This window comes from Clostridium puniceum (genome assembly GCF_002006345.1).
Taxonomy (GTDB): Bacteria; Bacillota; Clostridia; order Clostridiales; family Clostridiaceae; genus Clostridium; species Clostridium puniceum.
Genome location: NZ_LZZM01000220.1, coordinates 1 through 25,898, shown reverse-complemented (window position 1 = coordinate 25,898; position 25,898 = coordinate 1). Strand labels below are relative to the sequence as shown.

Genomic DNA, 25,898 nt, shown 5'->3' with positions numbered 1-25,898 from the left:
ATGTTAGATTATAAAGGAGAGAAAAATATGAATAACAAAAATGATGAGAGAAAAGATATGCACTATTATGAAAGTGAAAATACTAATAATGAAAATTGTAATTTTGAGTTTGAGTTTGATATTAATGAAGCTGATGAATATTTTATGGAAGATATAAGAAATGTTAAAGATGAAGACCATGAAGAAGAAGTATATCAAAAGGGTTTTAAAGATGGATATGAGAAAGCAAAACAAGAATTATTAGATTATATACAAAAAAATAAATCTCAATGGAATACCAATATATGCAAGCCAAGAAGTATTAATATTAACTCAAATTATAAAAGAAGGTAACTAGGAGCAAATAATTGCTTATGTATATATAAAAACTACGTTTTTACGTAGTTTTTATATATATATGTTCTAAAAAATTTTGTTCATTAAGATTTAATTTCTATATTAGAGTGATTGGATAAAACAACCAACTAAATTATGAACTTTCTTAATTAGAACTTATATACATAACAAAAAAAGTAAGTAGCCCAAAATAGAAATTGGAATTCTATTTTAAGCCAGCTACCTTATTTCCTATATATTACTTACCATTTACTTTCCATTCAATTATACCTGTTGAACTACTTCCTTTTGAATCCATTTGAATTGCAATGGCATTTGTTGATACTGGAGTAAAAGTAGTAGTATTATATTTATTAATTTCTGTGCCTAAACCTTTTGGATTTTTCACATCTTGCCAAGCTTTCCCATCCCAGTAAGCTATTCTATATGAAGCGGGTACATCTATTCCTTGTCCGTCTTTAAACCAATATACATCGCAGCTTGATATAGTAACATTTTTATTAAAGGTGTATTGAACCCATTGAGTTCCAGTTTGTGGCCAATTCCCATATACAGCACCACTTCTATCGCTAGAGCTTGAAGGTTCGACTCCATCATTTAATGCGCTTATTTTTTCCCAATCTGATACATAAGAAGCTGATGCAGTGGCTTGTCCAGCTATATTTGTACCTGTATTTGTTGGGTCAGGAGTTGGATTTGTACCTGGAGTTCCTTGTACAAATGTCATCTCATTTCCTAATTTACTAATTTGTGAAATTTTTAAACTAGATGATGTTCCATTCCACCATTTAGAGTTTGGAGTAGTACTGTCACCAAATGAATCTTTATATCCTGCTCTAAACAAATCTCCATTATCATAATAATTTTTATTATGCTCTAAATCAAATTTTCCATCTGCTTGTTCAAGAGACAGTAAATAATGACTATTTGCTGTCATGCTGTTCTTAGAATTATCTCCCTTTTCATCTATATGCCAAATAGCTAGTCCTTCAGAAGATAAATCAGCATATCTACCAGTCTTTTGAATGTTTTCAATTAGAAAATATTCATTGGAATTTTTCCCAGACCATTTATATGAATATTGGTGCCCAGTGCCATCAGCTACAGCAGTAAATGTAGTTCCATCACCATATGAATTCATACTTATTGGCGTATTCCACCCTGATATTATATCTCTGCAATATGGATCTGGTGGAGTTGGATTTTTCTCATTAGCGCTTCCACTCATTAAACTATATGGTCCAGTACCCATTGAATCTCCATCATAATCATAAAAATCTGGATATCCATAAATCATATGTCCACTTTCATGGCATATTGTATAAATAGATATGTCATTTCCTATATCAGACATTTGAAATTTTTGTATTTTAAGACCATTTATACTTCCACCTGAATACCAATCTTGATGTGGCCATAATCCTTTTGCCCAACCTGCTTCAGCTTTACCAGCATAAAGAATATTAACGGCGGTTGCATAACCTTCTGAATTTTTTGTTATACTTGAAGTATCAATTCCAGAAGTTTTTAACCATTGAAAAACTTCGTTTGATAATTCTCCTGCTTTAGCATATGTTCCTGTCTCTTCATTAATATCATCATAATAAGTTTTTGGATGTTTTGCTGTATAGAATCCTTTTACATCATTTGTATATGTAATTTTTCCACCAGATACATCATAATAATAATCTCTTATAGATCCATTATTATTAAAGCCTGTGTATCCAACGCCATTAAAGAATTGTTCTATTTCTGATTTCGAAATATCACTTTTTTTATCTGGAAAATCTACTAAGATTGTTAACCCATGTACATTTTGTGAAGAAGTGGCTTGTGCTTTAGACTCTAACAACCAATTAGTATTGTCATTGCTTTGAGTTGCTTTTCTTGCTGAAGGACTGTATTCCATTCCATGAAGTTTTTTTCTTACTGAATCTGATTTTTGTTTTATAGCTTCTTTCTTTATTTTTATGTGCTTTGAAAGTGTATTTTTTACTTCGTTTGAATTTTCATTTTTTATTGCAATTTTCATATCGCTAAAAGTATCATTTCCTTTATACACTTCTCCAGTTGAAACATAATCTGATTCATCTGAATTTAATTTTGCATAACATATCCATCCGTCTTTATCACGGCAAAGTGTATATCCATCTAAACTTTCGACTTGTTGGAAATATTCATCTCCTGAAATTTTAACTTGAACTTTACTCCCATCTGGCTGAGCTAATTCATGTTTTTGATTACTATAAGGTGCTGCTGATGCTCCTACGCTCATAATACCCCACATAGTTACTATTGCAGCTGTGGTTGTTAAACATTTAATTATTTTTCCCATTATAAATACTCCTTATATTTTTCATTTTTAATAACTTTCTTATAAAACATCTACACATATGCTGCAAAAATAATCTTCATTAAAATTAAGTTGTGGGTAACTTAATTTTTTTGAATAATCAAAATTACAACATATATAATTTAGAAGCTTATCCAATTTTCTAGCATAAGTATTTTTAAGTAAGTTACTATAAAAACATTATTGTCTTAGAATTCTAATATCTTTTATATTTAGTTGCGCAACTATTTCATATTGTCATATTTCTTAAGTAAAATAAATACTTTTTGCTTAAAATGTACATATTTAGTAGTAAGACGTCATTTAATTACAGTATATTCCATGAAATGCAAGGCATTACTTGTAGTTATAAAGATAAAAAGGAAATAAATATTTGAGAAGATATTACTTTATTGAGTGTAATTGCTGTAGTGCTAGGAGATTTGGAAGGTATTTACAAAGACTGTGTAGGGGCATATTTATTGTCTGTGAAACTAATGATCTTGCTGAGTATACATGAATAAAACATAATTTAGAAGACTTATTAAATTCTATCTAGGTTATGTTATTTAAAGAAATTTCAGTGATTTGTATTAAACTATTTGTTATCATCACTATGAATAACTCTTATTTTAGTATTTAAATTACTATTTGTTAAATAAAAAAATATAAAAGAAAAAAGGTTGACTAATCAACAAACGATTTGATATGATGTTGTTGACTAGTCAATTAAATTTTTAGGAGGAAAAATTTATGGAAAAAGAAATCCTGCATTTTATAAAGCTAAATAGTAAGATTTTTAGAAGTACGCAATCTTATTTAGATAGAGTTTTAAAAAAATATGAATTAACCAGCGGGTCTATTCCTTACATATTCACCTTAGAAAAAAATGAAGGTATTAGCCAAAGCAAATTAGGTAAAGAAATAGGTAATGATAAGGCAATGTCAGCAAGAACAATTGCAAAGCTCATAGAGATAGACTTTGTACATAAGAAACAAGATGAAAGAGATAGCAGAGCTTATAATTTGTATTTAACAGAAAAGGCTAAGGAACTTATTCCTAAAATTCGTGAGGATATTCAGATAGTTGTAGATTTAGTAACGAAAGATTTAACAGAGGAAGAGAAAAGTATTACAACAAATTCCTTAAAAAAGATTTTAGATAGAGTTCAAAGGTTAAAGGATGAAAAGTAAATGGAGGAATTTAAATGGAAAAAGAAATAGAGGAAGAAAAAAGCAAATGGACTATATTGATTATAGTTTTAATGTCAACATTTATGTCAGCCTTAGATGGAAGTATTGTAAATGTAGCATTACCTAAAATGGCTACAGCTTTAAAGGTAACTACATCTAGTATTCAGTTAGTGGCAACAAGTTATTTGATAGTTATTGCTGGGACAGTATTAATTTTTGGAAGACTAGGCGATATGCTTGGTAAACCTAAGATGTTTAAGTTTGGATTGGGCTTATTTACCTTGGGATCTTTATTGTGTGGTATAACAAGTTCTTTACCAATATTGATTGTAGCAAGAGTAGTGCAAGCTATAGGGGCTGCTGGAACTATGGCTAATAATCAAGGGATTATTACACAATCATTTCCTAAAAATGAAAGGGGAAAGGCACTTGGATTTTTAGGAACGTCTGTAGCCTTAGGTTCTTTAGTAGGACCTGGCCTTGGAGGAATTATAGTAGGTGCGGTCAGCTGGGAATTTATATTTTTAATTAATGTGCCTATTGGTATAATAGCTTTATTTTATGCCAATAAATTATTGCCTAAAGGTCACAAAACAGTAAAGGGAAAGATGGATAACATAGGTGCTATACTATTTATGTTTACTATAATTCCGCTTTTTGCAGCTCTAGACGAAACCTTAAATCGTGGATTTACAGACCCAATAATTTTAATAGGTTTTATTATAGCAATTATTTCATTTATAGTATTTATTTTTGTGGAAAAGAAAAGAGAAAATCCATTACTACAATTAGAGATATTTAGTAATAAGCTATTTTCCTTGAGTATATTCTGTGGATTTATAACCTTTATAGCAATATTTTGCAACAATATTATTCTGCCTTTTTATCTTCAAGATGTAATGAATTATACACCACAGCATACAGGATTAATACTTATGGTTTATCCTTTGCTTTTAACTGTGGTAGCACCTATTAGTGGAACTTTATCGGATAAAATTGGTTCAGAAGTTTTGACTTTCATTGGCTTAGTACTTATAAGCTTAGGATTAATATTAATGTCTACTTTAAATATAGATTCAACGCTAATGAGTATAATAATATTTATTGGAACCATGTCTTTGGGGATGGGATTATTTCAATCACCTAACAATTCGTTGATAATGTCGACTGTACCAAAGGATAAACTAGGAATCGCAGGAAGCATAAATGCACTTGTGAGAAATTTAGGAATGGTATGTGGAATAGTATTAGCTACCACAATTTTATATAGTATGATGAGCTCTAAAATTGGACAACGTGTGACGGATTATGTAGCAGGAAGAAGCGATGCTTTCATATATGGTATGAAAACTGTGTATATAACTGCAGCAATAATAAGTTTAGTGGGGGCTGTCTTAACACTTTTAAGATTAACTAGAAAAAAATCTAACGAGAGTTAAGCTAATAATAAAGAAAGATGAGACCACTGAAAAGCTATTGTTTTTTCAGTGGTCTCAATTTTTATTTAGGTCTTTTTAGGGAGAGTGAATATTTATAATGGTATTAATTATCAATATTTAAACTTTAATTTATAACTTTACCTTTGAAATTTATTATCATATATGTTTTTCTTAGGAGTTTGATTTACGGGAATATAAGCATATTCAGGAGCTTTATATTCTTGTCCATATATTAAAATTTGGATGATTTTCTTAGCAAAAGTTTTAATGAATAATTTATTCATCTTACATCACTCCTTATCTATGTGTTTATATTATTATATTAGAATATTTAGAAAATTGCAATAACTATCAATAAATAATAACTATTATATAACATGGATATTTTTACATAATGTAGATTAATACCCATATTAAAACGATTGTTTATAAAGGTTTACGATTATATAATTTAAAAGAACTGTGTTTATTGAGGAGCATTCTAAAAAAGCAAGTCAGTATTCATAACTAATGATAAATAAAAGGAGAATAATTTCTGTGAGTATTAATAAGAAGAAACTTATTTCATTTCTTTTAACTTTAGCAATTGTGCTGAGTTTTAGTCAAGGATTAATTGTACAAGCGGCAACTGGTGATTTGACAATAACATCAGATAGTGAGGCTAGTACTACCCCCCAATCATTAGACCTAGTTCCCAATCCAGGGATACCTGAAAGCAAGCCAAATCCATTAAAGGTTATAGCTGAATATAACACTAAAGTAATTGATAATACTGGAAATAGTAATACGAATATAACATCAAATATTGGTTGGAAAAAAGAGAATGTATACTGGTATTACTATAAATCAGATAATACAAGGGCAAGTGGTTGGATTAAACCAGATATCAATTGGTATTATTTATATTCTAATGGTCAAATGGCAACAGGTTGGTTAAATTCTAATAGTAAATGGTATTACTTAGACAAATCTGGTGGTATGGTCACAGGTTGGAAGCAATTAAATAATATTTGGTATTTTTTTAATAATTCAGGTGCTATGATAACTGGTCTTAATATAATAGACAATGCGACTTATATGTTTTATGGTAGCGGTGCTATGGCAAAAGGTTGGATGCAATTAAATAATTACTGGTATTACTTTAATAATAGTGGCAGCATGGCAAGTGGATGGATTTTTGATAATGGAGTTTGGTATTATTTATATGATACTGGTGCTATGGCTAAGGGCTGGATTAATCTTAATGAAACCTGGTATTACTTAAAATCTAGTGGAGCCATGGCAACAGGCTGGGTAAATCCAGCGAGTGATTATTATTACTTAGATTTATCTACAGGAAGATTACGTATAAACACTGTAGCAGGTGGATATGAAATCGGTCCTGATGGTAAGAGATTAGCAGCAGTTAGTAAATTCAAAGGTATAGATATTAGTCACTATAATGGTGATATAAATTTTGCAAAAGTGAGGGTTGCTGGAGTCCAAGTTGTTTACATAAAAGCTACAGAAGGGACAACTTATGTAGATAATTATTTAGGAATTCACTATAATGGTGCTAAAAGTGCAGGATTAAAAACAGGATTTTACCATTTTTTAGTCGGGACAAGCTCTCCGGAAACTCAAGCGAGTAATTTTTATAATAATATAAAAGATAAACAAAGTGATTTAAAACCAGTTTTAGATGTAGAAAAAGGTGGATTTGATGTTATGGACTATACATTAAGATTCATAGCTGAATTTAAAAAATTAAGTAATATGGAGGTATGTATATATACATACTCAGATTTTATACGTAATTTAGATAGCAGATTAGCTAACTATTCATTATGGGAAGCTAATTACTATATAAGTACTTCTAGTATACCATCTAATAATATATGGAGTTATAGAGCAGGGCATCAATATACGGATAAAGGGATTATTGATGGAATTTATGGTAATGTAGATTTAAACGAATTTACACAGGATATTTTTAGGTGATTTAAGTTATACTTGACTATTATTTTTTCAGTGTGATTAAAGCTATTCGTAAAAGAATGGCTTTTTTTATTCTAAACTTATAAAATAGAATAAATTTTATCCAGATAGGCAACCTAAGATTAATATATAATTTAAAACAATGAAAAGATTGGAGGTTAAAATGAAAAGATTAAGTAAAGCCCTTTCATTGGCTATGGTTACTTTAATTATTTTTACATTAGCAAGCACTACTAATATTTATACATATGCTTGCTCGAATTTAAGCGCCAATAATAGAAATAGAGTAAATGCTGCAGTAATATTTTTTAGAATGGATGATCCATACACTATGAGAGTTGCAGAAAACTTGAAAAATATTGAAAAAGATAATCAGAATAGTATTAAATTTACTTTCTTTGATCCGCAAAATAATATAGCAGTACAAAATGAGATGTTAGATTCTGTTCTTCGAAGCAATTATGATCTAGTTATATTATATATATCAAATAGAAAAGAAAATGTTGTAGCAGATTTTATTAATAGAGTTAAGACCCAAAATATGCCATTAATATTAATGAATATTCCTCCTAATGTAGTATCAAAAGTTTCTAACCTTTACAATAAGGTAACCTTTGTGACACCAGATTCTAAGAAAGCAGGTGTTGCTCAGGGGAAAATAATTTCTGATTTATGGAATAGCAATAAGATGGATATAGATAGAAACCATGATAATATACTGCAATATGTTTTGTTACAGGGCCCTCCTGATGATCCTCAGGTAGTTGATCGAACTAAATACGTAATTTCAACAATTAATGATTCAGGAATCAAAACACAAGGGCTTGCGTTGATAAATGGTGCTTGGGTTAAAGATTTAGCTAAAAATTCTATTGATAGCTTATTTCTTAAATATAACGGGCAGATTGAAGCAATAATAGCAAATAACGATGCAATGGCAATAGGTGCCATTGAAGCATTACAAAAATATGGATATAATACAGGTGATAAATCAAAAAGTATACCAGTGGTTGGAATTGATGGATTACCAGAGGCTATTGACTTAATTGATAAAGGTTTTATGACGGGAACTGTTATTCAAGATCCGAATGTTGCAGCTGAATTGTTATATACTATTGGAATGAACTTATTTAATAATTTAAATCCCATAGAGAATACAAATTATGAGATTGTTGATGGAGAAATTATTATTCCATATCCTTATGATGTATATATAGGTAAGTCAAATAATCAATAAATAATTTATATAAAAGAAAAGGGATTTCTATTAAATAGCAACAAAGAATTTGCTAAAGAATTATAAGAAGAGGATTTAATATATTAAAAAATTGAAAATTAGACTGGTTACAATATTAAAGTTAAAGTAACCGGTCTTTTAGATTTGCAAAATATCGTGTTTAAACTCAGAATAGACTAACCCATTTGTTATAACTATGAAAACTGTAACTACTTTGTAACCTTTTTTGTGTAGAAAACTTTTATACTTTAGATGAGAAATCAAACAATAGCAAGCTATATAGAAGGAAAATATTCAAGAGCTTAAAAACCCCCCTTATGCTAGGAATAATAAAATTTAGTTAGGAGAATAATTATGATAAATAGAATTGAAAAGAAATTTAAGTTAAGAGTGGTAATATCTATCAGCAGTATTGTTATTATAAGTTTTATAACCTTAATTGGATGCAATTCTAAAAAGTTATCTAATGAACACACTGAAAATAAAGAAATAGTAGCTGAGGAAACCTTAGAGGATAACAAAGAAATAAATAGTGAAGGGGTCCCAGAATCTGATGTAGTCATCAGTGAAAAAATGTCCAATAATAAGGATAATAAAGAAATAGCAACCGCAATAATTAAAAAACAAAATGATTCAGTGAAAGCAATAAAAAAAGACGATAAATCTATGAACGAAACAAAATCTAGTGATGTGAAATACAATTTTATGGAATATATACAATTATTGGGTTTGAGTAAAGAAAAACTTATAAGCACCTTGAATGAAAATCATAATTCCATTGAAGAAGGCGGGTTAGAGTTTAAAGAAGCTGGTATTAGAGTTTGGTTTGATCAGAAAAATAATAAACAGGTAGAGCAAATATTAATTATGAGAAATGATATAGCTTTAAATGGTGTAAAAGTCGGAGACAAGATAAGTAGATTTAAAGAAGCCTTTGGAAATTCTGTGAGTGATAAAAATGGAGATGCACATTTTAAATATAAGGATATATTTTTATCCGTAAATTATGACACAAACACAGAAAAAACATATGGGGTGTATATTTTAAAGAACGATTTTTAAAGAAATTGAAGAAAGGTTTAGCTTCTAAAATTACAAAATGTTATTTGTAGATTTAGTATTAAAACATATATAATTATAGTAAAAGAAATATGTATATTTCAATATTAAAAAATGAAAGTTAGCAAATAATTTAGGATATTTCATAATTAAAAGTCAAAATAATAAAATACAATATTCAGCATATATGGTTCAAACCTTTGCAATATATTGATAGAAATTAATGGTTGAACTAATGATTAAATTTGGATAATTAGATAGTATAGATAAAGGAATAATAAATATAAATGAAAAATGGGGTGCATAAATTATGAGGAAATATGGAATCATGATAATATTAATTATTTATATAGGAATTGTCTTGACAGGCTGTGGAAATATTGTCAATACTATTAGTGTAATTCAAGCTCCTATGCTTTCAAGTTCAAATGAAAATGAAATTAATAAAGCACTAGAAGAATTTTTACTGCCTAGTACTGAATACGTGATTCCTAAGAATTCTAAACAAAGTATTTTTATAGAAGATATAGATCAAGATAGTAAGAAGGAAGTTTTGACATTATACAGGGATATGAAAGAAAATAGACAAGTTCATTTATTAATGCTCCAAGAAGATAACGGAAAATGGAATAAAATGTTTGATATGGCCACTAATTTTAATATTCTTGACTATTTTAGAATTGAAGATCTTGATGGAGATGGGAAAAAAGAAGTCATTCTGGGCACTTCAATATCAGATTCTGATCCAAAGAAACAGCTCTTTATTTATGAATGGAATGGAAAAGAATTAGTTAATAAAATTGATCATTCTTATGAATGGATAGATATAAATGATTACGATGAAGATAAAAAGTCTGATATTCTAATACTAGACGGAGAAATAAATAAATTACAAACAGCAGAAATGTTTAGTTATCAAGAAGGACAGTTAAAATCTCATTCACTAGTGATTCTGAACTCCGAGGGTGTCCATGAAAATGTTGTTAGCGGAAAATTAGCTGATGGAAAGAATGCATTATTTGTTGATAGTGCTTTGGGAGCACATTCTATGTTAACTGAAATTATTGCATATGGTAATGGAAAACTCATCAAAGTCGGAGATGAAAATGATGGTATTTTATTTAAGGCATATCCACTATACAGTAGAGATATCAATAATGATGGTATTACAGAAATTAGAGGAATGTATATTCCCAAAGGGTTTGAAGATGCAGCAATAGCAGAAACCCCATTCATTTATACTTATGTTGATTATAACAAGGATGGAACGAAACAAATCATAGAAGAAAGATATATAGATAGTGCAGAACGCTTTTATATTACAATCCCATCCAAATGGTTTAATAGAGTGACAATACAAAAGTTTGATCAAGGTGTTAGATTGATGGATACTGAAGACCAAAAAATTTTATTTGATGTAAATTGGATAAGTAAAGGATCTTATATTGATTCGAAAACAAAGCTTGGAGAAACAAAGAATATTGTATTTTATACAGATACGAAGGAAGAACTATCTATTTCCAATGATAATTTTCATTTATTTAAAGACCAATTTTAATGGAGGGAAATATGGAAACAATTCTTGTTGTTGAAGATGAATTTTCAATTCGAAGTTTTGTCTGTCTTAATTTAAGAAAGAAAAAATATGAGGTTTTGGAAGCTGAGACTGGAGAAGAAGCTTTAATTATTTTTAAAAATAAAAAAATTAACATTGTATTGTTAGATTTAATGCTTCCAGGCATTGATGGATTTAAGGTGTGTGAGGAGATTAGAAATATAAGCCAATCTGTTGGAATTATTATGCTTACAGCACGAACGCAGGAGGAAGATAGGGTTAAAGGGCTTGTGCAGGGGGCTGATGATTATTTGATAAAGCCATTTAGCATAATTGAGTTAGAGGCAAGGATTATATCTCTAATGCGCAGATTAAATTATGCAGTTTCAAATAAGAATAATTCAATTCTTAAATCAGGCCCATTTGAGATAGACGTGAAAAATAAAAAAATATTCTGCTCAGGAAAAGATATTAGAGTAACTCCAACGGAATATTGCTTGCTTCAATTTTTAATAAGTAATAAAAATAAAGTATTTGCACGTGATGATATTCTCGATGAAGTTTGGGGAATAAATTATGTTGGCGATGTGAAAGTTGTTGATGTAAACATCAGACGTATCCGCAGAAAAATTGAAGTTGATCCATCAAATCCAAAGTATTTGTGCACAGATTGGGGGTATGGTTACTTATGGAAGGAGTAAAACTATGAAACGGAAGGTTATTCTTTACTTTATGATAATAATTCTATTTACATTAGGACTTGTGATGATAGGATTTACCATTGGGATTAGACAATATTATTATGAGGGTATTGCTAATACATTTCAAAGCCAAGCTGAAGCAGTACCTTCTGTATGGAAAAAACAAACTGATTTCTCTAATGCTAATTTGGCGGACTTTAGCGATGAAATTATTAAAAATTACAAATTTGAAGAGGCTGAATTACAACTATTAAAAAGAAATGGACAATTGATTCAATCATCTACAGGTTTTTATGAAGATACAATTTATTCTGTGGATCCTGCTGTACTCGATTTAAAAACTACTTATAAAATTGAAGAAAATATATATTCAGAGGAGAAAATTATGACGGTATATACTCCTCTTGTTTTTGACGGTCAGGCAGTTGGAGTTTTACGATATGCTACATCTTTAACAAAAGTAAATACTTTAATTATTAATCTATTGTTTTATGGAATGATGGTCTGTATAGTTATTGCTATCATTGTATTTTTTATCAGCTTGCATCTAGGAAATACTATTGTGAAACCATTAGATGACATTATTAATTTTACAAGGAAAATGGCAGCGGGCAAATACAAGGAAAAAATTGAAAACATTTATCCCTATGAGTTTGGTGAAATAGCAAAAACCCTTAACTATATGGGAGATGAAATATTAAAAACTGATCGATTGAAAAATGACTTCATTTCCTCAATTTCTCATGAGCTCAGAACACCTTTGACAGGAATTAAGGGGTGGATTGAGACCATGAGATCTCCTGATGGACTATCAGATGAGGAATTTCAATTTGGTTTAGAAATTATTGATGATGAATCAGAACGTCTTATCAGTTTGGTAGAGAATCTTTTAGATTTTTCAAGGTATCAGTCTGATAGGATTAAACTCATTCTATCAGAGGTTAAAGTAGATAAGATTATTCGTGAAGTGACATTTCAACTTCAAAAGAAAGCTGAAAAAAAAGAGATTCAATTGATAGTTGAAACCGCTCCTTTAACTATTACAGTAGATGGCAATAAATTAAAGCAAGTTATACTGAATATATTAGATAACGCTATTAAGTTTTCATACAAGAATAGTACAATTCATGTTATTCAATCAATTAATCATAATTTTGCTTCAATAAAGATTATTGATACAGGTATAGGTATTAAAGAAGAAAATCTAAAACATGTCATGGAATCATTCTATAAGATTGATCCTAAATCTAATGGTGCAGGACTAGGATTAGTTATTTCTCGAAATATAATTAATCTGCAGAAAGGAACGCTTCAAATTGAAAGTGAGTATGGTAAAGGTACATCAGTAATAATTTCGCTGCCTTTAGAAGAGTCAAGAATATTATATTCAAATTTAGAGTAGAAGCATTTGATTTAATTATTGGAAATTAAAAGAAGAGATTTTCTTGTATTTAGAAAATCTCTTTTTTAATTAATTTCTTATCAAATAATCGAATGCACCTAAGGCTGCATTTGCACCTAATCCCATAGAAATAATGATTTGTTTATATGGGTTATTAGTACAATCTCCTGCACCAAACACTCCTGGTACATTTGTAGCACCATGGTTATCAATTATGATCTCACCTAAATTATTTCGTTCAACTGTTTTATCTAACCAATCTGTATTTGGTACAAGTCCAATTTGAACAAATATACCATCTAGTTCAATGTGTTTAACTTTTTCTGTATCACGTTCAATGTAAGTAATACCATTTACTTTATCAGTACCAGTAAACTCTTTTGTTTGAACATTTTTTAGGACAGTTACATTATTTAAGCTGTAAATACGTTTTTGCAGCACATCATCAGCTTTTAGTTCTGGCATAAATTCAAAAACAGTTACATGACCGACAATTCCTGCAAGATCTATAGCAGCTTCGATACCAGAATTACCTCCACCAATTACTGCTACGTGTTTTCCTTTAAATAAAGGACCATCACAGTGAGGACAATATGCTACACCTTTATTTTTAAATTCTTCTTCTCCTGGTACACCGACATTTCGCCAGCGTGCACCAGTTGAAATTATTACAGTCTTGCTTTTTAAAACAGCTCCATTTTCTAGCTCAACTTCGAGGAATTCTTTTCTTTCTAGACGTTTAGCCTTATGCAAGTTCATCACATCAACATTGTATTCTTTAACATGTTCCTCAAGGCTTGCTGCAAGCTTAGGACCTTCTGTATATTTTACGCTTATGAAATTTTCAATTCCTATAGTGTCTAATACTTGGCCGCCAAAGCGTTCAACAACAATTCCTGTACGGATGCCTTTACGCGCTGCATAAATAGCTGCACTTGCACCAGCTGGTCCGCCGCCAACAACAAGCATATCATATGGCTCTTTATTCTCAAATTCTGATGTATCTAATGTGCTGCCTATCTTAGAAAGAATTTCTTCAATTGACATACGACCACTACTAAAGAATTCACCATTTAAATAAACCGATGGCACTGCCATTATATTTTTTCTTTCAACTTCTTCTTTGAATACACCACCATCAATCATTGTATGAGTGACCTTAGGATTAAGAATACTAATTAAATTAAGTGCTTGCACAACCTCTGGACAGTTATGGCAAGTTAAACTAATGTAAGATTCAAAATTATAGTTGCCCTTAAGATTCCTAATTGCAGCAATTGTTTTTTCATCAGCCTTTGGAGCTCTTCCACTAACCTGCAATAGAGCCAGTACCAATGAATTAAATTCATGTCCCAAAGGAATTCCAGCAAAAGTTACTCCAGTTTCTTCACCAATGCGATTAATGCTAAAGCTAGGTGTTCTTAACAGTTCAGATTTTTCTACTGTAATTTTTGAGGACATAGAGGATAATTCCTCTACTAGATCTGCCATATTGCTAGATATATCATCGGAAGCTGCACTGACTTTAATAAGTACATTGCCTTCCATAAGTTCAAGATACTTTGCTAATTGTTCTTTTATATCTTTATCTAGTACCATAGGCTTATACCTTAAATCTTTCCTACAAGATCTAAACTTGGTTTAAGAGTTGATGCACCCTCTTTCCATTTTGCGGGACAAACTTCACCAGGATTATTTCTAACATATTGTGCTGCTTTAATTTTATCAACAACTATGCTTGCGTCACGACCTATACCACCAGCATTAATTTCAATTGCTTGGATTATACCATCTGGATCTATTATGAAAGTACCACGATCTGCAAGACCGTCAGCTTCGATCAATACATCAAAGTTACGAGATAATGTATGTGAAGGATCTCCAATCATAGTATAAGTAATTTTTTTAATAGTTTCTGAACTATCGTGCCATGCTTTGTGTGTGAAATGAGTATCTGTTGAAATTGAATATATCTCAGCTCCAAGTCCTTTTAGAGTTTCATACTGATCTTGTAAGTCCTCTAATTCAGTTGGACATACAAAGGTAAAATCTGCTGGATAAAAACAAACTACACTCCAATTCCCTTTAAAATTTTCCTCAGTGATTTCTAAAAACTCACCATTTTTATAAGCTGATGCCTTGAATTCTTTTACTTCTGTTCCTATTAATGACATAATGATATACCTCCCAAAATTTATTTTATATTCATTATTATAATTTTTTAAATTATAATAATTATCATTTTTAATTGATAATTATTATTGTTAACATTATTATAAATCTAAAATATTATTTGTCAATAGTAATTATTATAAAATAAAGATATTATTAATTTGCTTAAATAGAACAATGCTTAATTGAAGAGTATATTAGTGGAATATTATTAACAATTAACTACAGTATAAGCAATTTTTTTAGAGATTTGCTTTTGCAATTATAGAGATTTAAAATTGAAATATAAGAAAAATAATGACTTACATTTGAAGTGGATAAGATTAGATTATTTAGCTATAAGCTTGCTAAATAAAAGCTAATTGCGTAAAATAGAAAGGATATAGTGTATTATTATCCATCAGTTATTGAAAAATTTTTAATCGTTTATTAACTTGAAGATATTATTTTAGAAAAGGAGTCAAAAATTTGTGAAAAAAAGTTTTGCATTTAAAACATACCTAATTCGTAGTATATTTACAATATTAGTTCCCATAGTATCAATTATTTTAGTTCAGCAAAGAATAATACCATCTTTTGAAAAATGGCAAATGGAGAGTTTTACTTTCTTTTTAATAATAATAATATTAATTTCTATTATTCCAATTATATTTCTAATTAATAAAATCGAAAAAATAACAATAGTAATTAATGAAATAAAATGTAATTTGCATGTTAAAGATAAGAAATGTTCTAAGGATTTTAAAATGGATAATATCAACTCATTGTTTAATGAGATAGATAAAATAAAGAGAGAAACAAGAGTATTACAATTTGAAAATAGAATTTTATACGATACAGCACTAGCAATACATAATACTGATTCTCTTGAAGAGCTGTTAGATATAATATTAGCCAGACTTACAACTCATACAAATGCAGATTTTGGTTTAATATTTTTATTAGAGGATCATGAGCTAAAACTAAAAGCATATTCTAATATTATGGATAAAGATATAAAAAAGACAAGCTTCAAAATAGGGGAAGGACTTGTAGGCTGGGCAGTTCATAAAAATGATGGGATACTAGTTCAAGATGTCCAAGGGGATAGCCGTTACATAAATTGTATAAACAACACAAGATCTCAAATTACAATTCCAGTAAAAATGTATGGAATAACACTGGGGGTATTGGTTTTAGGAAGTGAAAAACCTTCCCACTTTAGTGAGTTAGATTTTAAGTTAATAAAAACAATATCAGGAGAAATTGGACTTGCAATAAATAATGCTAAATTAACTGATAATCTAAAAAAAGAAAACCAAAATAATCAAATGCTTTTTGAGTTAACAAAAAAAATAACATCTTCCGTGGATTTAAATAAAGTTGCTAAGATTGGTGTAAAGACAGTAACTGAAGTTATACAAGCTAAATCTTGCATGTTAGCAGTATTTGACGAAGTAGAAGATGAATTAAAAATTATCGCATCATATGGAGCCTTTAAGGAAAGATTACAATTTATAGAGCTTAAAGGAACTGTAGAAGAAGCTTTCAAAGAAAAATATCCTACTAAACTTAAAACAGACAATGGATATGCATATTCAATTCCATTATTATCTGAAAAAAAATCCTTGGGGATTTTACATATAAATGTTGATCATATATTAACAGAGGAAGAAATTGAACTTATTGATAGTACAGTAACCCCTTTATCTAGTGCTTTAGAGAATGCTTTTCTATATAAGAATATAGAAAGTTTAGCTATAAGAGATGGGCTTACAAGTATGTATAATCACCGATATTTTCAGGAAATGCTTGATGATTATGTTGAGAAAGCTAAAAAATATGGTGGTAACCTGTCCTTAGTGATGCTGGATATAGATAATTACAAAAAATATAATGATACGTATGGACATCAAGTAGGAGATATTTTGCTTAAAAAGGTTGCAGAGGTTTTGCAAAGCAGCTTGAGGGAGGAAGATATAATATCTAGATATGGTGGTGACGAGTTCACTATTATCTTACCTAATACAGACATTGAGGATGCACGAAATATTATGGAAATAATAAGGCAGACTATTTTCGATTATAAATTTGAAATAGGGGAAAAAAAGGAAAACATACAAGAAGAAACAGTCGCAGATGTAGAAGGGAAAAAAAGCGGTACATTTACTGCAGAGAAACTATTTAGTAATGACTTTAAGAAATGGTTTATAGGAAAGGTGAGGTTAAATCAATTTAAGCCTGTTTCTAAATATTTTAATATTACAATTAGTATAGGAATCAGCTCTTTGATTGATACTAATTATAATAAAGAAGTATTAATCAAAAAAGCAGATGAGGCCGCTTTAGAATCAAAACGAAAAGGAAAGAATAAAGTTAGTATTTGGGTACCTTAAGGATTTTAATTAAGGGAATAAGTGGTAGATATAAATTTGTATCAAGCTTTTATTAACAATAATAAATATGCAGAAATTACATGTGTTATTTTTAGATGAGTAATTTAATTATTCAATAGAGTGTGCATATATAAGATATAAAAATCTCTAAATAATTGAAGTAAAATATCAATTATCTAGAGATTTTTATATTTAAACTAGTTTTTATTTTTCATCAATTGCAGTATAAGTAATTCTTTGGGAAGGCTTGCGTTGAGAAAAGTAAACGCTAAATAATATTATGACCACCCCTAATATTTGAAGAGGATTAATAGTTTGTCTTAAGAATATAAAACCTAGCAAAAATGCGGTAAGAGGATTGACTGGTCCAAGGAAGTATACCTTTGTAGGTGATAGTTTTGAAATTCCTCTAAACCATAAATAATAGGCTACTCCAGTATTAAAAATTCCTAATATGATTAGACCTAATATATTTGTGCCATTAAGTGCTGGAATACCTCCTTCTACTAATAAAAAGTTATTGGTTTTTAATTGTTATATATAGTACTTTTATCTGTATTTAATATATTAGTTCATAGATATTAGTTTTTATATTAACATACAATTAGTATATGTTAATATAAAAACTGTTTGTAAAAATTTATCGAAGTTAATTATATATTAATTTCAAAGAATTAAATTTTTATTCTTTTCATAAAATCATCTGAATTTACTACATATCTTATATGAGAACCATTGCCTATAGGACCTTCATCATCACTTGCTTCAATATCAAAAAATAATTTTTTTCCATCAGCTTTTATAAGTATAGCACTACATTTTATATTTGCACCTACTGGAGATCCTTTAATATGTTTAACATTCATTTCAATACCTACGGTTGTATAGCCAACAGGAAGTTCGTGAATTACTGAACTCTTCGCTGTATTTTCCATAAGAGCAATCATTGCTGGAGTGGCATAAACTTCTAAATCTCCTGATCCCATCTTTAAAGCTGTATCATTTTCAGTAACTTTTGCTTCCTTAAAAATTGAAGTTCCTTCTTTAAAATTAAATTCCATCTAATAACAGTCCCCTCTCTATAAACATGATTATAAGATTAACTTATCAATAATGCATAGCCATCTTTTTATCTGATTATATGTTTAATAATTTTATAGTACTAAAGATTACTTTATCTTTCAAGTAGAATAAAAATTGTAAGGCAAATGAAACTAGCTTTTTATATATTTATAGGAAACATAAAAGTTTGAGGAGGTTCGATTTTTTTTATATATTCAAATATACGTAAAATACCGAAAAGGAATTTCGAAATATTTGTAGAATTATTCTATAGAATACATGCAAATTGAGAAAAATATGAGGAGGATAAGCATGGAAAAAATACTTGAGTCGTTTTTAGATGTTTTACCATTATTAAAAGATATATTGCAAGAGGATCTAGCAGTAACTTTATCAGATCTTGATAAATTTCTATTTTGCGATAGTGGTAATACTCTTAATATGCCTAATAGTGTTGGGCAAATGTTGAATGAAAATGAACCATTATATAAATCAATACAAGATAGAAAGGTATACAGTGGAATAGTACCAAAAGAAATATTTGGAGAACCATTTAAATCTGTTTCATATCCAATTAAGAATTCACAAGGAGATATTATTGGTGCAATTGGTATAGGAAAAAGTTTAAGCAATCAAGTGAAATTAGAAGAAGTAGCAGAAAATATGTTTAGTTCATTACAACAGACAAATGCAAGTGTTGAAGAAGTTGCTGCAAATTCACAAAAACTATCATCTTCAATAGATAATATTGTAGATGCTACTAAATTAACAGAAGAAAAAATAAAAGAGACAGACGCAATATTGAATCTTATTACAAGTGTTTCTTCACAATCTAATTTGTTAGCTTTAAATGCAGCTATTGAAGCAGCAAGAGCTGGAGAAGCAGGAAGAGGATTTTCAGTTGTTGCAGATGAAATGAGAAAACTCTCTCAAATGAGTGGTGAATCAGCAAAGAAAATATCACAATTGCTTCTTGAAATGAGAAATTCAATAGATCAAGTTGTCAAAGAAACTAATAGTACAAGTGTTTTTGCGGAATCGCAAGTGGCAGCCACAGAACAAATAACTGATACTCTTACAGAAATTACTTCAAATGCTGAAGAGTTAGCAAGTGTATCAAAACTTGCATAGAGTTAATAAATATAAAGTTATAAAATGAGGAATAAAAATACTTAATACATATTCGTGAAAAGGAATTGCTAATCTTAGGTGATTCCTTTTTTGATTCTAGTAAAATAATTATTCCTATAGAAATAACTTAGTGATATACTTTGAATAAGATATATTATGTAAAAAAGTGAATTAATATGAATAAATGTATGTTATTTTGTACTATTTATTTTTTAGAATTTACAGAATTATTTATTATTTTTGTAATTAAAGTGCTAATTAAAATAAAAATGCGTTTTTATAATAAAATGATTATAAAAATGAAAAGTTTTTGAAATTTAGAAAATTGTAAAAAATGAAGTTTTTTAATAATTAAATACACAGATGCTTTTTAATTTATAGGCGCTAGAGGTTAAGAGTGAATTTAGGATTGATTTAGTTATTGATTTTCTTTTTCGGGAGGTAGCAATATATGATTCAGCATATCTATGAGCAAGACCAAAGTTATATTTTAGACTCAAAAAATAAATGTAAAGAATTGGGGATGGATCCTAATAAACCTAGAATACCACAAAATATTATGTCGGAATTAGATTTAAGTAGAAAAAAAGATATGTATGAAGAAATTCTAGACGTTGTAAAATTTTTTAGTAATAAAATGCTTAAATCATTAGAAGGTACTCCTATATTAATAACTATTTCAGATGAAAATGGATATTTATTAGATATCCTTGGAGATGAAAGTATAAGGGAAACAATGTCTAAATTAGGAATTAAACAAGGTATTCAATTTAGTGAAGATGATATGGGTACAAATGTAGTTAGTTTAACTCTTAAGAGAAATCATCCAATACAATTAATAGGAAACAATCATTATCATACATACTTACACGATTGTGCTTGTTATGGAGTACCATTTCATCATTCAGATAATGGTAATTTGCTCGGAAGTATATGTATTATGACAGCTATCATACTTCATAATCCATTTTTCTTAATGACATTAACTACTGTGGTTGATGCTATAGAACGCGAACTATTACTTAGAAAACAAAATCGTAAAATTAATAAACAACAAGAATTATTATATAAATCAGAAAAAAAGCAAAGAGAACTTCTTGAAAAAGATCTTGTTATGAAGGATGAATTTATAACACTTATCACTCATGAATTTAAAACACCAATAAATGTTATTTATTCTGCTATTCAATTGATTGAACATGTATATAGTAATCAAATTCCTCAGCCTGTCACAAATCTTATAGGAAGTATAAAGAGGAATACATTTAGACAGCTAAGGCTTGTAAATAATTTGCTGGATATTACAAACTTAAATTCAAATCAATTTAAGTTAAATTTGAAAAATGTGGATATTGTATTTTTAACAAAATTGATTACAGAATCTATCTATATATATGCAGACCAGAAGAAAATTAATCTGCATTTTAAAGCTAATGTTAGTAATATAAATACTGGAATAGACGATGAAAAGTATGAACGCATAATTTTAAATCTTTTATCAAACGCTATAAAGTTTACGCCTGAGGGTGGAGCTATAACTATTGATGTTAAAGAAAACAAAAGAGATAAAACAGTAGTTATTGCTATAAGTGATACAGGAATAGGAATCCCAAGAGATAAACATGATATGATTTTTCGACGATTTGGACAAGTTGAAAATAATCTTTCAAGGCAGGCGGAAGGTAGTGGAATTGGTTTAGCTCTTGTAAAGATGTTAGTAGTTATTTTAGAGGGTAAGATAGAATTGGATAGTGAATTAGGCAGTGGAAGTACTTTTATTATAACATTACCTATTAAGGAAAACATAGCTGATGATGAAAATAAAGAATTCATAGCTTCTGATAATAGATTAGTAAATGACATTAATGTTGAATTTTCTGATATTTATTTTTAAACTTATTATTTATGATATTTATCTATATAAGATTTAGTTAAGTTGTTATATTAAAAATTTATGAAATACTTAAGCATATGTAGTTTAGTTATCAGAAAATGTATTTAAGAACTAATTGGGTAAAGAACAGTGAATACTTAATATAATTTGTAAAAAGGAGATATATATGAAAAGTATAGCATCGATTTTAGTATCAAATTTTAGGAAGTGGGGAGTTAGTTATGTTTTTGGAATACCTGGAAAGCCAATTGTGCCTTTAATTATGGAACTGGATAAACAAGATGTCAATTTTATTTTAGCTAAACATGAAAATGGTGCTGGTTACGCTGCAGCAGGTTATTCTTTAATAAATAAAAAGTTAGGTGTAGCTATTGGGACTTCAGGTCCTGGTGGTACAAACTTACTAACAGCAGCAGGACAGGCAAAAGCTTATCATATACCAGTATTATTTATTACTGGACAACCACCTATGCATAGTGTGGGAAAGGCTTTAGGACAGGATTCTACGTTTTTTGGAACTGATTTAGTTAAAATGTTTGAACCGGTTACTAAATTTAGTGTTAGAGTTGAAAGAACTGATCAGTTTCAAAGATATTTAATTCATGCTTTAGAAAAGGCATATTCAGGTATTAAGGGACCAGTTCATTTATCAATACCAATGGATATTCTTAATGACACAATAGAAGAATTTGAAGTTGATCTACCTAATAATATGACTTTATTAATTTCTTCAAGATTAGATGAATTTATTAATAAACTTAATAATGCTAAAAAGCCTGTGATTTTGGCAGGTAAAGGAATTCATTCAAGTTTAGCTTATGAAGAAGTTAAAAATTTAGCGGAAAATTGGAATATACCAGTTATGACTACACCAGGTGGAAAAGGAACATTTATTGAGAATCATCCATTGTCACTTGGTGCATTAGGTTTAGGCGGTACGGAAAAATCAGGTGAATATATTAAACAAGATGTAGATTTAATGATTATTATAGGAAGTAAATTATCCGATATGTCTTTAGTAGGCATATCATCAGAAAATTATCCTAAAGAAGTTATCCATTTAGATTATGATAGCACATTTATAGAAAAATCGTTGATTGTTCCAACATTACCAATTATCGGCGATATTAAAGCAAACTTGCAATTGGTATTAAACAAGGCTATACATAGAACAAAACATGACTTTGATTTATTAAAAGAGAATTATGAATTAAAAAATTATAGCAACAGCAAATTTTCTTATATGTCAGCTACCAACGCTATGGAAATAATAAGAAATGAACTACCAGATGATTCTATTGTTTTTGGAGATGATGGAAGCCACTCATTTTATGCAATAAAACATTTTGCTATCAGAAAAATAGGCACATTTTTTTTTGATGATGTATTTGGAGCTATGGGACATGCTATAGGTTATTCAATAGGTGCTCAGTTAGCAGATTATAATTCTAGAATCATTTGTATAACTGGGGATGGATGTACTTTTATGCAGGGTACTGAAATAGCAACTGCAGCAAATTATAATATCCCAGTTACTTTTATAATATTAAATAATGGAAGATTAGATATGGTTGATAAAGGTATGCAACAACATTTTGGAAAAACAGTAGGAACGATTTATAACATACCACTAGATATTAAAAAGTTTGGTGAAGCCATTGGCGTAAAATCCTATAAATGTTCTAATCAATTAGAATTAAAAGAAGCTTTACAAATTTCAAATTTACATAATGAAACGATTATAATAGAAGTGGTAGTTGATCCGGATGAAATACCACCAACTATGAAAAGGGGATAGTAAATTGAACAACGATTATAAAAATGGAATTAATATATTAAAGCAAATGACAGATACAAATGGTGAAGAAACGGTACATTCCATAGGAGAAATATTTCCAGATTTTGAAGATAAAATGATTTCTTTTGGATTTGGTCAAATATATTCAAGACCAAATTTAGATTTGAAAACAAGAGAAATTGTAACTATAACTGCCCTTATAACACAAGGGGCATTTGAACAATTAGATTTTCATATAAAAGCAGCGCTTAAAGCTGGATTAAAGCCAGAAGAAATATTAGAAATTATTTTACAGTGCGCGGCATATGTAGGATTTCCTAAAGCATGCAGTGCATTGGCTATTGCAGGTGGAATTTTGAAAAAACATAAAATTTAAATCTAGGTTGAAAATAAGGCTAAGCAAATATTTATAAAAATTTTAGATATATATTCCAACTATAAAAGAATAAAGGAATGTATTTTGAATTTTGAGGAATAATAATCTCGAAGCTATTTAGAACATCTTTAAAAAAGTAATATTAAACAGTGCTTTTTAGAGGTATAAATATGGAGGAGAATATTATGGAGAAAAAACATGATGGATTATCTGCTTGGCAGCTTACAATGATGGCACTAGGAAGCATAATAGGAGGATCATTTTTTCTTGGTTCAGCTGTAGCTGTTAATGCAGCAGGACCAGCTATTTTAATATCTTATATATTAGGAGGATTATTGGTATACTTTATACTTTATGCTTTATCAGAAATGACTGTAGCAAATCCTGATTCAGGATCTTTTATGACCTTTTCATCACAAGCTTTTGGTACGGGAACTGGATTCGTCGTTGGCTGGGTTTATTGGGTTGGAATGGTTCTTTCAATGTCTAGCGAAGCTACTGCTGTATCAATTTTATTGCGTAATTGGTTTCCCAATATATCAATATCTATAGGAGGAAGTACAATTATAGCTGGTGTAACTTTGCTTAATCTTTTAGGAGCTGATAAGCTAAGCAAGCTTGCAAGTGGTCTTGCAGCAATAAAATTATTAGCCATAGTTTCATTTATAGTTATATCGTTTTTATTAATTACAGGAATAATGCCAGGACGAACTGCAATAGGTGTTGGCGAAATAATAAGGGAACCTTTGATACCAGGAGGAATAAGTGGTATTGCAGGAAGTATGCTGATAGTAGTATTTGCTTATGCTGGTTTTGAGATAATTGGACTCGCAGCTTCGGAAGCAGATAATCCTACGGAAACAATTCCTAAAGCGATTAATTATACAGTTATAAGTCTTGTGGGATTATATATACTTTCTGTTATAGCACTACTTCCACTAATTCCTACAACTGAACTTAGTGAAAATATAAGCCCAATGGTAGCAGCTCTTAACAGATGGGGAATTACATGGGCAGGTAGTATTATAAATATGGTTCTTGTTACAGCTATACTTTCTGCCTCTCTTGCATCTATGTTTGGAATTGCAAGAATGTTAAGATCTCTTGCAGATGAAGGCCACGCTCCTAAGTGGTTAAAGGATAAAAAAGATGTTCCTCATAAAGCAATAGTATTTTCGGGAGTTTTTATGCTTTTAGGTTTAGGCTTTGGACTGTTATTTCCTAGAATTTATTTATTTTTAATAAGTGCTAGTGGATTTGCGCTGCTTTTTACTTATGCAGTAATTATGGCTACTCATATACGTTTTCGCAAAAGGAATGGATGTCCTCCAAATGGGAAATGTCAAATGCCAGGATATCCATATATGTCTTGGATTGGCTTAATAAGTATGATAATTATTATTTTTAGTATGCCTCTTGTTTCAGGGCAAGGATCAGGTCTTGTAATTGGATTAGTAATGGTAGCTATATTTTCATTAATATATATAGGCTTGAAATCCTTTAATAATTCTGAAAAAAATAAGAATAGGCATATAAGTATAAATACAAAGGCGCATGAATCTAATTTAGCAACAGAGTTTTCAGATGAATTAACTTATAGTAATGGGCAAAAAGAGGAAAATAGGTGCTGTAAAAAACATTGTAACTGCAATAAAAAAATAATTGAAATAGTCAAGAGAAAATAGGTATGTGTTATGTATTTATTAGAGGAATTTAATTAAATTGAATATTTAATATTAAGAACTCGCAAAAATGCGAGTTTTTTCAGATGACTAAATTTATTATTTAATAAAGCTAAAGTTTTTATTAACATTGAAAGTATTGGCTATAATTATATTATATAGGATAGTTTATTATA

Annotated in this window: 19 protein-coding genes and 2 pseudogenes; 15 read left to right on the top strand and 6 right to left on the bottom strand. The window is 29.3% G+C overall.

Translation table 11 applies throughout. The annotated features are described in order from the left end of the window. Positions 1-333 (top strand): annotated as a pseudogene (locus tag CLPUN_RS23120) (hypothetical protein); the annotation flags it as partial. Positions 334-574: 241 nt separating this feature from the next. On the opposite strand, the gene CLPUN_RS23115 reads toward CLPUN_RS23120, so the two are convergent. Then, positions 575-2,671, bottom strand: a complete 2,097-nt coding sequence (locus CLPUN_RS23115) for a M6 family metalloprotease domain-containing protein (protein ID WP_077849570.1) — start codon at positions 2,669-2,671, stop codon at positions 575-577. Between the two features lie 750 nt (positions 2,672-3,421). On the opposite strand from CLPUN_RS23115, the gene CLPUN_RS23105 reads away from it, so the two are divergent. Both CLPUN_RS23105 and CLPUN_RS23100 read left to right on the top strand, forming a co-directional pair. Continuing rightward, positions 3,422-3,862 carry a MarR family winged helix-turn-helix transcriptional regulator gene (locus CLPUN_RS23105; protein WP_077849568.1) on the top strand — a complete coding sequence of 147 codons (441 nt, stop codon included), beginning with the start codon at positions 3,422-3,424 and terminating at the stop codon, positions 3,860-3,862. Between the two features lie 14 nt (positions 3,863-3,876). Then, positions 3,877-5,301: an MFS transporter gene (locus CLPUN_RS23100; RefSeq protein WP_077849567.1), complete on the top strand. Its 1,425-nt coding sequence runs from the start codon at positions 3,877-3,879 to the stop codon at positions 5,299-5,301. A gap of 137 nt (positions 5,302-5,438) precedes the next feature. Here the strand turns inward: CLPUN_RS23100 and CLPUN_RS28250 are convergent, their stop codons facing one another. Continuing rightward, on the bottom strand, positions 5,439-5,585 hold the full coding sequence (locus CLPUN_RS28250) for a hypothetical protein (RefSeq protein ID WP_198944398.1): 147 nt from the start codon (positions 5,583-5,585) through the stop codon (positions 5,439-5,441). Positions 5,586-5,838: 253 nt separating this feature from the next. On the opposite strand from CLPUN_RS28250, the gene CLPUN_RS23095 reads away from it, so the two are divergent. From CLPUN_RS23095 to CLPUN_RS23070, 6 genes are all read left to right on the top strand, one after another. Continuing rightward, positions 5,839-7,281 carry a GH25 family lysozyme gene (locus CLPUN_RS23095; protein ID WP_423237323.1) on the top strand — a complete coding sequence of 481 codons (1,443 nt, stop codon included), beginning with the start codon at positions 5,839-5,841 and terminating at the stop codon, positions 7,279-7,281. 160 nt (positions 7,282-7,441) lie between these two features. Beyond that, entirely contained in the window at positions 7,442-8,515 is a 1,074-nt protein-coding gene (locus tag CLPUN_RS23090; protein ID WP_077849566.1) for a galactose ABC transporter substrate-binding protein, read from the top strand. Positions 8,516-8,869: 354 nt separating this feature from the next. Further along, positions 8,870-9,577, top strand: coding sequence for a hypothetical protein (locus tag CLPUN_RS23085; RefSeq protein WP_077849565.1), 708 nt, complete (start codon positions 8,870-8,872; stop codon positions 9,575-9,577). A 307-nt stretch (positions 9,578-9,884) separates the two neighbouring features. Beyond that, positions 9,885-11,132 carry a hypothetical protein gene (locus tag CLPUN_RS23080; protein ID WP_077849564.1) on the top strand — a complete coding sequence of 416 codons (1,248 nt, stop codon included), beginning with the start codon at positions 9,885-9,887 and terminating at the stop codon, positions 11,130-11,132. A gap of 11 nt (positions 11,133-11,143) precedes the next feature. Beyond that, complete coding sequence (locus tag CLPUN_RS23075; protein WP_077849563.1) at positions 11,144-11,830, top strand: response regulator; 687 nt, start codon at positions 11,144-11,146, stop codon at positions 11,828-11,830. A 4-nt stretch (positions 11,831-11,834) separates the two neighbouring features. After that, entirely contained in the window at positions 11,835-13,232 is a 1,398-nt protein-coding gene (locus tag CLPUN_RS23070) for a HAMP domain-containing sensor histidine kinase (RefSeq protein WP_077849562.1), read from the top strand. A 69-nt stretch (positions 13,233-13,301) separates the two neighbouring features. On the opposite strand, the gene ahpF is transcribed toward CLPUN_RS23070, so the two are convergent. Further along, positions 13,302-14,831: an alkyl hydroperoxide reductase subunit F gene (gene ahpF / locus CLPUN_RS23065; RefSeq protein WP_077849561.1), complete on the bottom strand. Its 1,530-nt coding sequence runs from the start codon at positions 14,829-14,831 to the stop codon at positions 13,302-13,304. 11 nt (positions 14,832-14,842) lie between these two features. After that, positions 14,843-15,406 carry an alkyl hydroperoxide reductase subunit C gene (gene ahpC, locus CLPUN_RS23060; RefSeq protein ID WP_077849560.1) on the bottom strand — a complete coding sequence of 188 codons (564 nt, stop codon included), beginning with the start codon at positions 15,404-15,406 and terminating at the stop codon, positions 14,843-14,845. A gap of 468 nt (positions 15,407-15,874) precedes the next feature. Between ahpC and CLPUN_RS23055 the strand changes: the two genes are divergently transcribed. Further along, a complete protein-coding gene (locus tag CLPUN_RS23055; RefSeq protein ID WP_077849559.1) occupies positions 15,875-17,779 on the top strand; it encodes a sensor domain-containing diguanylate cyclase in 1,905 nt (634 codons plus the stop codon). Positions 17,780-17,983: 204 nt separating this feature from the next. On the opposite strand, the pseudogene CLPUN_RS23050 reads toward CLPUN_RS23055, so the two are convergent. Together CLPUN_RS23050 and CLPUN_RS23045 are read right to left on the bottom strand one after the other, a co-directional pair. Beyond that, positions 17,984-18,280 (bottom strand): annotated as a pseudogene (locus CLPUN_RS23050) (DMT family transporter); the annotation flags it as partial. Between the two features lie 173 nt (positions 18,281-18,453). After that, entirely contained in the window at positions 18,454-18,840 is a 387-nt protein-coding gene (locus tag CLPUN_RS23045) for a thioesterase family protein (RefSeq protein WP_077849558.1), read from the bottom strand. Positions 18,841-19,153: 313 nt separating this feature from the next. Here CLPUN_RS23045 and CLPUN_RS29290 point away from each other — a divergent pair, with 313 nt between their 5' ends. The 5 genes from CLPUN_RS29290 to CLPUN_RS23020 all read left to right on the top strand — a co-directional run bounded on the left by CLPUN_RS29290 (position 19,154) and on the right by CLPUN_RS23020 (position 25,725). Next, positions 19,154-19,972 carry a methyl-accepting chemotaxis protein gene (locus tag CLPUN_RS29290; protein ID WP_077849557.1) on the top strand — a complete coding sequence of 273 codons (819 nt, stop codon included), beginning with the start codon at positions 19,154-19,156 and terminating at the stop codon, positions 19,970-19,972. A gap of 451 nt (positions 19,973-20,423) precedes the next feature. Continuing rightward, a complete protein-coding gene (locus tag CLPUN_RS23035) occupies positions 20,424-21,866 on the top strand; it encodes an ATP-binding protein (protein ID WP_077849556.1) in 1,443 nt (480 codons plus the stop codon). A 166-nt stretch (positions 21,867-22,032) separates the two neighbouring features. Then, the gene (locus CLPUN_RS23030) at positions 22,033-23,664 is read left to right on the top strand and encodes a thiamine pyrophosphate-binding protein (RefSeq protein ID WP_077849555.1); all 1,632 of its coding nucleotides are present in this window, start codon (positions 22,033-22,035) and stop codon (positions 23,662-23,664) included. A 4-nt stretch (positions 23,665-23,668) separates the two neighbouring features. After that, complete coding sequence (locus CLPUN_RS23025) at positions 23,669-24,040, top strand: carboxymuconolactone decarboxylase family protein (RefSeq protein WP_077849554.1); 372 nt, start codon at positions 23,669-23,671, stop codon at positions 24,038-24,040. Between the two features lie 185 nt (positions 24,041-24,225). Then, positions 24,226-25,725: an amino acid permease gene (locus tag CLPUN_RS23020; RefSeq protein WP_077849553.1), complete on the top strand. Its 1,500-nt coding sequence runs from the start codon at positions 24,226-24,228 to the stop codon at positions 25,723-25,725. The last annotated feature ends 173 nt before the right edge of the window (positions 25,726-25,898 follow it).

Coding starts and splice junctions, on each gene's coding strand:
- CLPUN_RS23115 (WP_077849570.1), bottom strand. CDS start 2,671: ATGGGAAAAATAATTAAATGTTTAACAACCACAGCTGCAATAGTAACT.
- CLPUN_RS23045 (WP_077849558.1), bottom strand. CDS start 18,840: ATGGAATTTAATTTTAAAGAAGGAACTTCAATTTTTAAGGAAGCAAAA.
- CLPUN_RS28250 (WP_198944398.1), bottom strand. CDS start 5,585: ATGAATAAATTATTCATTAAAACTTTTGCTAAGAAAATCATCCAAATT.
- CLPUN_RS23080 (WP_077849564.1), top strand. CDS start 9,885: ATGAGGAAATATGGAATCATGATAATATTAATTATTTATATAGGAATT.
- CLPUN_RS23100 (WP_077849567.1), top strand. CDS start 3,877: ATGGAAAAAGAAATAGAGGAAGAAAAAAGCAAATGGACTATATTGATT.
- CLPUN_RS23020 (WP_077849553.1), top strand. CDS start 24,226: ATGGAGAAAAAACATGATGGATTATCTGCTTGGCAGCTTACAATGATG.
- CLPUN_RS23070 (WP_077849562.1), top strand. CDS start 11,835: ATGAAACGGAAGGTTATTCTTTACTTTATGATAATAATTCTATTTACA.
- CLPUN_RS29290 (WP_077849557.1), top strand. CDS start 19,154: ATGGAAAAAATACTTGAGTCGTTTTTAGATGTTTTACCATTATTAAAA.
- ahpC (WP_077849560.1), bottom strand. CDS start 15,406: ATGTCATTAATAGGAACAGAAGTAAAAGAATTCAAGGCATCAGCTTAT.
- CLPUN_RS23035 (WP_077849556.1), top strand. CDS start 20,424: ATGATTCAGCATATCTATGAGCAAGACCAAAGTTATATTTTAGACTCA.
- CLPUN_RS23105 (WP_077849568.1), top strand. CDS start 3,422: ATGGAAAAAGAAATCCTGCATTTTATAAAGCTAAATAGTAAGATTTTT.
- CLPUN_RS23090 (WP_077849566.1), top strand. CDS start 7,442: ATGAAAAGATTAAGTAAAGCCCTTTCATTGGCTATGGTTACTTTAATT.
- CLPUN_RS23030 (WP_077849555.1), top strand. CDS start 22,033: ATGAAAAGTATAGCATCGATTTTAGTATCAAATTTTAGGAAGTGGGGA.
- CLPUN_RS23075 (WP_077849563.1), top strand. CDS start 11,144: ATGGAAACAATTCTTGTTGTTGAAGATGAATTTTCAATTCGAAGTTTT.
- ahpF (WP_077849561.1), bottom strand. CDS start 14,831: ATGGTACTAGATAAAGATATAAAAGAACAATTAGCAAAGTATCTTGAA.
- CLPUN_RS23085 (WP_077849565.1), top strand. CDS start 8,870: ATGATAAATAGAATTGAAAAGAAATTTAAGTTAAGAGTGGTAATATCT.